Source organism: Aquiflexum sp., from assembly GCF_977115555.1.
Genome location: NZ_CDSBKL010000181.1, coordinates 1 through 7,955, shown reverse-complemented (window position 1 = coordinate 7,955; position 7,955 = coordinate 1). Strand labels below are relative to the sequence as shown.

The 7,955-nt window shown below is 40.0% G+C and carries 6 protein-coding genes and 1 pseudogene; 5 read left to right on the top strand and 2 right to left on the bottom strand.

What is annotated here, in order from left to right:
• Positions 1 to 530: succinate--CoA ligase subunit alpha (locus tag ACZFYI_RS11790; RefSeq protein ID WP_462524329.1), on the bottom strand; the 530-nt coding region annotated here is incomplete at its 3' end.
• A gap of 128 nt (positions 531 to 658) precedes the next feature.
• On the opposite strand from ACZFYI_RS11790, the gene ACZFYI_RS11785 reads away from it, so the two are divergent.
• The 5 genes from ACZFYI_RS11785 to ACZFYI_RS11765 are packed head-to-tail and all read left to right on the top strand — an operon-like array spanning position 659 to position 7,671.
• Positions 659 to 4,099, top strand: coding sequence for a sensor histidine kinase (locus ACZFYI_RS11785; protein WP_462524328.1), 3,441 nt, complete (start codon positions 659 to 661; stop codon positions 4,097 to 4,099).
• A gap of 51 nt (positions 4,100 to 4,150) precedes the next feature.
• Positions 4,151 to 5,329 carry a hybrid sensor histidine kinase/response regulator gene (locus ACZFYI_RS11780; protein WP_462524327.1) on the top strand — a complete coding sequence of 393 codons (1,179 nt, stop codon included), beginning with the start codon at positions 4,151 to 4,153 and terminating at the stop codon, positions 5,327 to 5,329.
• Entirely contained in the window at positions 5,329 to 5,964 is a 636-nt protein-coding gene (locus ACZFYI_RS11775) for an ABC transporter ATP-binding protein (protein ID WP_462524326.1), read from the top strand. Before ACZFYI_RS11780 ends, ACZFYI_RS11775 begins: the two co-directional genes overlap by 1 nt.
• A complete protein-coding gene (locus ACZFYI_RS11770; protein WP_462524325.1) occupies positions 5,961 to 7,184 on the top strand; it encodes an ABC transporter permease in 1,224 nt (407 codons plus the stop codon). The genes ACZFYI_RS11775 and ACZFYI_RS11770 overlap by 4 nt, the downstream gene beginning before the upstream one ends.
• Before the next feature lie 49 nt (positions 7,185 to 7,233).
• Entirely contained in the window at positions 7,234 to 7,671 is a 438-nt protein-coding gene (locus ACZFYI_RS11765; RefSeq protein ID WP_462524324.1) for a hypothetical protein, read from the top strand.
• A gap of 73 nt (positions 7,672 to 7,744) precedes the next feature.
• On the opposite strand, the pseudogene ACZFYI_RS11760 reads toward ACZFYI_RS11765, so the two are convergent.
• Positions 7,745 to 7,955, bottom strand: a pseudogene (locus tag ACZFYI_RS11760) (aminotransferase class IV); the annotation flags it as partial.

Below are 7,955 nucleotides of genomic sequence, written 5' to 3'. Positions count from 1 at the left end.
CCGATGGCTGTCGATACGCCAAGTCCTGCTTTTGCGATCTGATCTGCCGCTTCATAGGTCAATGTTCCCGATTTGGATACAATCCCGATTCTTCCTTTTTTGAATACAAAGCCAGGCATGATGCCGACTTTGGCTTCTCCTGGAGTAATGACACCGGGACAGTTAGGTCCGATAAGTGTGGCACCTCTTTCCTTGATATATGGTTTTGCCCGCATCATGTCCGCCACCGGAATCCCTTCGGTGATGGTGATGATGACTTTGATGCCTGCGTCTGCAGCTTCCATGATGGCATCAGCAGCGAATGCCGGTGGAACAAAAATGATAGAAGTATTGGCACCTGTCTTTTGGACAGCTTCTTCCACTGAGTTAAAAACCGGTTTTTCCAAGTGCGTGGTGCCGCCTTTACCAGGTGTTACTCCACCGACGACGTTGGTTCCGTATTCGATCATTTGCTGTGCGTGAAAAGAACCTTCCGAACCGGTAAAGCCCTGCACAATTATTTTGGAATCTTTATTGACTAAAACACTCATGCTGCGATTTTTATAGTTTGCACAAAAATAAAGGATTAAGCCCGTCCACAAAAAGAAAAGGGAAACAATATCCAATTAATTTACACTATCCGTATCTTTTTCTAATTTAGACGGTGTTTGTTACGCATATGCAAAAAGCACTACTTCTCATTTTCTTTGTTTTGATTGGCCAGGTCGGTAATTCACAGACCTTCCAATTCAACAATCAGATCAAAGGAGTGGAACTTCCTTCCGATATCATTTATCAAGTGATTCAAGACAATGAAGGTCTGATGTGGTTCAATACTTCCCTAGGGGTATTTTATTCTGATGGTTTTGCCACTTATCCTTTACCAAAAGAAGTGCAAAATCAGCTGAATAATGAAGTGAGGATCTTTAGGGATGAGGAAGATAAAATCTGGGTCAGCAATTTGGCCAATGAACCAAAGGCTTTTTTTTATAAAGATGGTTTATGGGAGGAGTTTGACTTGAAGAATATTTTTCCATCTGACGAACCTATAGCTAATTTATTGTTCTTGCCCAAAAAGACCGATGATGGCTGGCAATACCTTTTGTTTTCCGACAGCAAAGTATTCTCCCGAAGTGAAAATGATACGACTTGGAATTCACAGGAATTTGATTTCAAAAACTCAGGGTTATATAAATCCGATCTTTGGACCGAAGACGGTATTCTAGTCCTTTTTAGATTCAAATCATATATTTTTCAGAACGGGCAGCTGAAAGACTATTCATTCAAAGGGATTGATTTGCCTGCCAAGATCCAGCACATCGCATATGACGAGGTACGCGATGGGTATTATTTTTTGGGCTTGGATTTTTTGGCATTTGGTCAATCCTATCATTCTCCTGAAAAAATCCTCCGACAGAATTTTGAAAGGGAAATATTCAGCGTCGTGGATTTCAGCCACCTGCAGGTTTTCGAAGGAAGGGTATATTATAACTATAATTCACAGCTGTATAAATATGATCCCAAACTCGATAAAAGCTTAGAAATAGATTCTTACGATGTCCTGAAGGCTTATTTTATTTACAGTTTTTTTGTGGATAGGGAAGGGATCAAATGGATAGCAACAAACCGTGGACTCGCCAACATCAATTCATTTAGATTCATCAATTATAGTTCTAAATCACTCTTGGAAGATGAGGTGACTGCGGTAATCAGGCTTGACTCTGTTCGTTATTTGATTGGGTTTAACAACGGTCTACAGGTTTGGTCAAATAATGCCAATGTTCAAACCATGTACGCCTACAAGGAGTTGGTAGGCCATCCAAAGTTTAGGATCAGCAATTTTGATAAAGACAAAAACGGCATCATATGGTTTTCATCCAATCTTAAGGGAATAGGACGCTTTGATCCAAAATCCTCCAAGTTGGAATTTGTCGCAAGTCCCAATGAACAATTCGTGACCTCTGTTAAGGCCATAGGAGACAGCCTGTTTATTGCGGCCAGAGATAATCTTTTTCTTTCTTCTATTACAAATACAAATGGGCATCATTTCCAAAACGAAATCACAGATGTCGTTCTAAAAAAACTTGGACAAACCCAGATTTTTGTCAGAAAAACCGGCAGACTCAAAGACGGCAGGATTATTTTTATGCAAGGAAGTAATCCCTCACTTTCGGCAGGGCTTTCAGAAAATGAAGACTTAGTCGCTGCTGTTGGATTTGATTATCTGGAAGAGGAGGGAGGTTGTCTGATATTGGGAACTGAAAATGGCCTAAAATATTATTGTGATGGGAAGCTCAATTATTATCAAACGGATAAAGGGACCATAGACAGGCCTGTTTATGCACTTTTAAAAGATTCCAGTGGTTTTTTGTGGGCTGGTACGGACAAAGGTGTTTTTCGGATTAAAAATGGCAGTCTTGACCGATACACAGAGATCAGTGGGTTATCAGGCCTCGAAACAAATAGGGGTGCTTTAATTGAAAGTGAGAACGGTAGGATTTGGATCGGGACGAGCAAGGGTTTGTCTGTATTTATCCCTGAAGAAAACATAGAAAGAGTATATTCTCCATTGACCAAGATCCAATCGGTTAGAGTACTTGGTAATGAAATCGTCAAACCGGATTTAATGCGTATCCCTTATGGAGACAATAATATTGAAATAACTTTTCGAGCAGTATCATTTATTCAACCCAATGACCTTGTGATCAGGTACAAACTGGAGGGTTTTCAAGAGGATTGGGTTGAAGAAGTAAATCCAAGGAATAATGTATTGACATTCAATAATCTCCCCTCAGGGAGATATAAACTCTTGCTTCAAGCAGGAATCGATGGAGAATTTATTTCCCCTGAAGTATCTTCAGAGGAATTCAGGATATTGAATCCCATTTACCTTCAGGCTTGGTTTGTCATTCTTTTGCTGTTTGTCTTATTGTTTATAGGTTTTCTTTTTAATTCACTTCTCAATCTCCTGAGGAAAGAAGGTTTGCTCAAAAAAACAATAGATGAAAAAATCAAACAGGTTTTCAATACCGAGGACCAGTTTAAAAATGTATGGGAGAGTTCAAAGGACGGATTGATGTTGTCCACAGATCAGGGTAAAATCATCGCTGCCAATCCCAGCCTTGCTAAAATGGTGTCTATTCCAGTCAATGAACTTGAAAAAGGATTTATTTTTGATTTATTTTTAGATCCGGATTATTACAAAAGCAAAAAATCCATCATTCAGGAAGGTATCAATAGCGCTGAAAACAATGGGAAGACCTTTGAATTCAGTATGCCTCTGAAGGGAGGGATAAAAGAAATTGAACTTTATGTGGCGAGGTTAAAATCTGACTATGCCGGTGCCCCATTGATTTTATCTGTATTTAGGGACATAACTGAGAAAAAGGCCTTTGAAAAAGGCCTTCAGATCGCCAAAGAAAAAGCTGAAGAAGCGAATAAGCTAAAATCCAACTTTCTTTCCAATATCAGCCATGAAATAAGAACACCTCTCAATGGGATTTTGGGAAGTACTGAAAATATCATTTTGCAACGGCAGGATGATCACAACTTGATATCGCAGCTAGAGATTATCCAAGAATCAGGAGAGCGTCTTCTGAATACCATCAACAGTATCCTGGATCTTTCAAAGATTGAGGCAAAAAAGCTGGAAATATCCTACAAAGATTCCAATATCAATGATTTTTTGGCAACCATCCTCCTTCCACTCAAAGGTCTTGCAGTCAAAAAAGGGCTTTTGCTTTCAGCAAAATATGAAACCCAACCATTAAAAGGATTAATTGATCAAAGGTATTTTGAGATGATTGTCAATAACCTTGTGGGCAATGCCATCAAATATTCTGAAAAAGGCATAATTTCGATCAGATTGAAAGGTATTGAAGAAAGCATCAAACTAACGGTAACTGATCAGGGCATAGGAATGAGCGAAGAATTTCAGAGGATTTTATTCAGACCCTTTGAGCAGGAAAGCAAAGGGAACAGCAGGATTTATGAAGGAACAGGGCTCGGTCTTGCTATTACCAAAAACCTCGTTGAAGTACTTGGGGGGAGTATCTATATTAAAAGTCAAAAGGAAGAAGGGACAAAGGTAATTGTAATCCTTCCTTTAGGTAAAAAATGATTTTTGGAAATGATTTAAACTTGTAATTTGCAGCCACATTTAAAAGCAAACATGTTTCCACTTCGGATTTTAATTACAGAGGATGACCACGTTTCAGCGCTTTTGCTCAAAAAAGCCCTGGAAAAAAACAACCATGAGATCATAGGGATTTCTGATTCAGGGGAGAAGGCGCTTGAAATCCTCGAGCATAACCAGGCAGATATTGTCATGATGGACATCAACCTCGCAGGGGAGTTGGATGGAATCAAAACCACGGAGATCATCAATGAAAAATATGATATTCCTGTTGTGTACCTCAGTGCAAGTTCGGATGCCGAGACACTTACCAAAGTAGTCGGAACCAATCCGAGTGCTTATGTCATCAAGCCTTTCAATATCCGAGAACTGAATATGGTGATTGAACTGGCGATTTTTAAGGACAGAAAAGAAAAAGAGCTTCAGAAACTCAATAATGAGCTAGAAGAAAAAGTGAGGCAGCGTACCAAAGACCTTGCGGAAGCCAACAAAGAATTGACCCGGGCTTTGGAGAAAGAAAGGGAAATCGGTGAACTCAAGTCAAGAATCGTATTAAATGTTTCCCATGGATTCAAAACCCCACTGACTTCAATTCTTAGTTCTGCCCAATTGCTACAGCAGTATGCGGAAAGAGAGCATCCGTTCAAAGCAAAAATCCAAAAACACGCCACCAAGATAGAGAACTCAGTAAGAAGCCTCAACAGTCTGTTGACCTCTGTCCTTTTCTTTGGCAAGGCAGATGCAAATAAGATTGACTTCAGACCAAAGAAAATGTTTGTCGCTGCCCTTTTCAATGAAATTCTGGATGTGGTCAAAGCAGGGTCGGAGCACGATGTCAAGATCAATGTGAAACTGGAAGGCCTTCCAAAAACAATCGTATCGGATTCTGACTTATTATATCAGATCTTTGAAAACCTCCTTTCGAATGCTGTAAAATATTCAAAAGACGGACAGGAAGTTGATTTCACCGTTTGGTTGGAAAAAGGCAATTTGAAAGCCTCCGTCAAGGATAAAGGCATTGGAATACCTGAGAAAGAGCATGATCAACTTTATGATAGATTTTTTAGAGCCAAAAATGTCGGGATTATAGAAGGATCCGGTCTCGGTTTATCCATAGTCAAGAAAAGTCTTGAAGTATTGAACGGAGAAATCACTTTTGAAAGTGCACAGGGAAAAGGGACAACTTTCAATATTAGTATACCTATCAAAGAATAATGATTCTAAGAGCGAATAACATAGAGTTTTATTACGATCAAAACCATAAATTCCATATCCCAGATATCAACCTAGATGCTGGGGAACAAATGCTTGTGCTCGGCAAATCCGGCAGTGGCAAGACCACCATTCTCAATATAATTGCAGGATTATTGAAACCAATATCGGGCAAAGTTGAAATCAGCGGTACTGATATTTATTCCTTGAAAGGATCTCAGTTTGATAAATTCAGGGGGAAAAACATCGGGATTATTTTTCAGAAACCTCATATTCTCGGGCCGTTGACTGTGGAAGAAAACCTTCAGCTTGCTAATTTTTTTGTAAAGGAAAATACCCATCTTATTGAGCCTTTGCTCAAGGAACTTGGGATTTTGGATAAAAGGAAAGCCAGAATCAATACTTTGAGTGAAGGTGAAGCGCAGCGTGTATCCATTGCCCGTGCTTTGGTCAATAAGCCAAAGCTGATTCTCGCCGATGAACCTACTGCCAGCCTGGATGATGAAAATGCAGCAACTGTGGTAAGGCTCCTACAGGATCAGGCAAAGAAATTTGAAGCCGCATTGATTATCGTCACCCATGATCAGCGGGTCAAAGATCATATTCCCAATCAAATAATCATAGGAGGTCAAATATGAATATGATCAAATTGAGTTGGAAATACCTCATTGCCAAGCCGCTGAGTACGGGTTTAAACATCCTCCTATTGGCTTTGGGATTGGCCATCATTACAGTTTTGATTTTGATCCAAGATCAATTTGAAAACAAGATGACTAAGGATGCAGAGGGTATTGACCTTGTCGTCGGAGCAAAAGGTTCCCCACTTCAGCTCATCCTTTCGAGTGTTTATCACATTGATTTTCCTACCGGAAATATAGATTTGAAAGATGCGATGGCTCTTTCTAAAAATAGACTGGTAAAGAATATCATCCCCCTAGGTCTCGGTGATAATTATCAAGGTTATAGGATTGTCGGGACAAACTATGATTACTTAGAATTGTACTCGGCGCAATTTTCTCAGGGGAATGCTTGGGAAAAACCTTTTGATGTCGTTTTAGGTTACGAAGTTGCACAGAAAATCGGATTGAAGACCGGAGATACTTTTATAGGATCTCACGGAATCGGGAGCAGCAGCCATGAGCATGATGCACATCCCTATGTGATTACAGGTGTCTTATCACCCATGGGAAATGTTTTGGACAAATTGATCCTGACGAGCATTGAATCTGTCTGGTATACCCACGATGAGGAGCATGATCACGCTACACACGAAGCACCTGTCGCCAAAACAGGATTTCCTGCTACAGACCAAGACAGAGAAGTGACTTCCCTTTTGATCCAATACCGAAACCCCATAGCGGCTGTACAGTTGCCAAGATTTATTAACAGCAAGAGCGCTCTCCAGGCAGCATCACCTTCTTTCGAGATTTCAAGGTTATTTGAATTGCTGGGAATTGGAGTGAAATTGATACAGGGATTGGCTGTTGTGATTATCATCATTGCAGGTCTAGGGATTTTTATAGCCTTATTCAATTCCCTGAAAGAAAGGAAATATGACCTTGCAGTAATGCGGACATTAGGAGCTTCGAGTTGGCAGTTATTTCTGCATATAGTATTGGAGGGTGTAATACTGACGGTCCTAGGAGCTATAGTCGGCATTGCTATTGGGCACCTTTTCTTGGTTATTCTCGTTATGCAAAACGATCAGGGAGCCATCAGTACGCTGAGTGCTGCGGTTTTTCTTAAAGAAGAACTTTGGATTCTTGGTTATGCGGTAATTGTAGGGATTCTTGCCTCTCTTATCCCTGCTTGGAACGCTTATCAAACAGATATTGCCAAACAATTGACCAAAGCCTAAATTCGCGGGTCAAAATATTTCAACCGGAAAAATTTAAATGGGTGTTACCATGATATTGAAAAGAATAGTAGTCTTAATGATGCTTACCATAGTTACAAGCCTTGCTTACGGGCAGAGTACAACTGTTTGGAAAGATCTTGCGCAAGTGACTTATAAAATCGGTCAGGATGAATTTGGTGAGCTTTACATTCCTGTTTTTGGTGCGGGCATCAAAAGCATGGAAGGGAAAGTTGTGGAAGCCGACGGATATATCATTCCTTTTGAAGGAATGTTCAAGCCGGAACATATCATCTTGTCATCCTTGCCTCTTGCGGAATGTTTCTTTTGCGGATCAGGTGGTCCGGAAACAGTCATGGAGGTTATGCTGAAAACCCCTATCAAATACACGTCCAAAAGAGTCAGGGTAAGGGGTAAACTTACACTAAATGACAAGGATCCTGAAAAATTGATGTATATCTTAAAAGACGCAGAGCTTTTGGACAATTAATTCCCAAGTAGTGTATAAAAAAATGTCAGTGAGATCCACTGACATTTTTTTTGATCTTTTTTATTAGCCGAAACTAACCTAAGACGATTTTCTTCTCCATGGCTGCAAAGGCTGCCATGAGTTCAATAGTTTTTGAACCCGGTTTTCCTTCTTTGATTTTTTTATTATCAATCATGGTGACAGGTAGGATTTTTTTGGTGGTGGCGGTCATGAATACTTCATCCGGATCCATTAATTCATTAAAGCTAATTGGCCTGATTTCGATATTCTGATCAAGCTCCAAA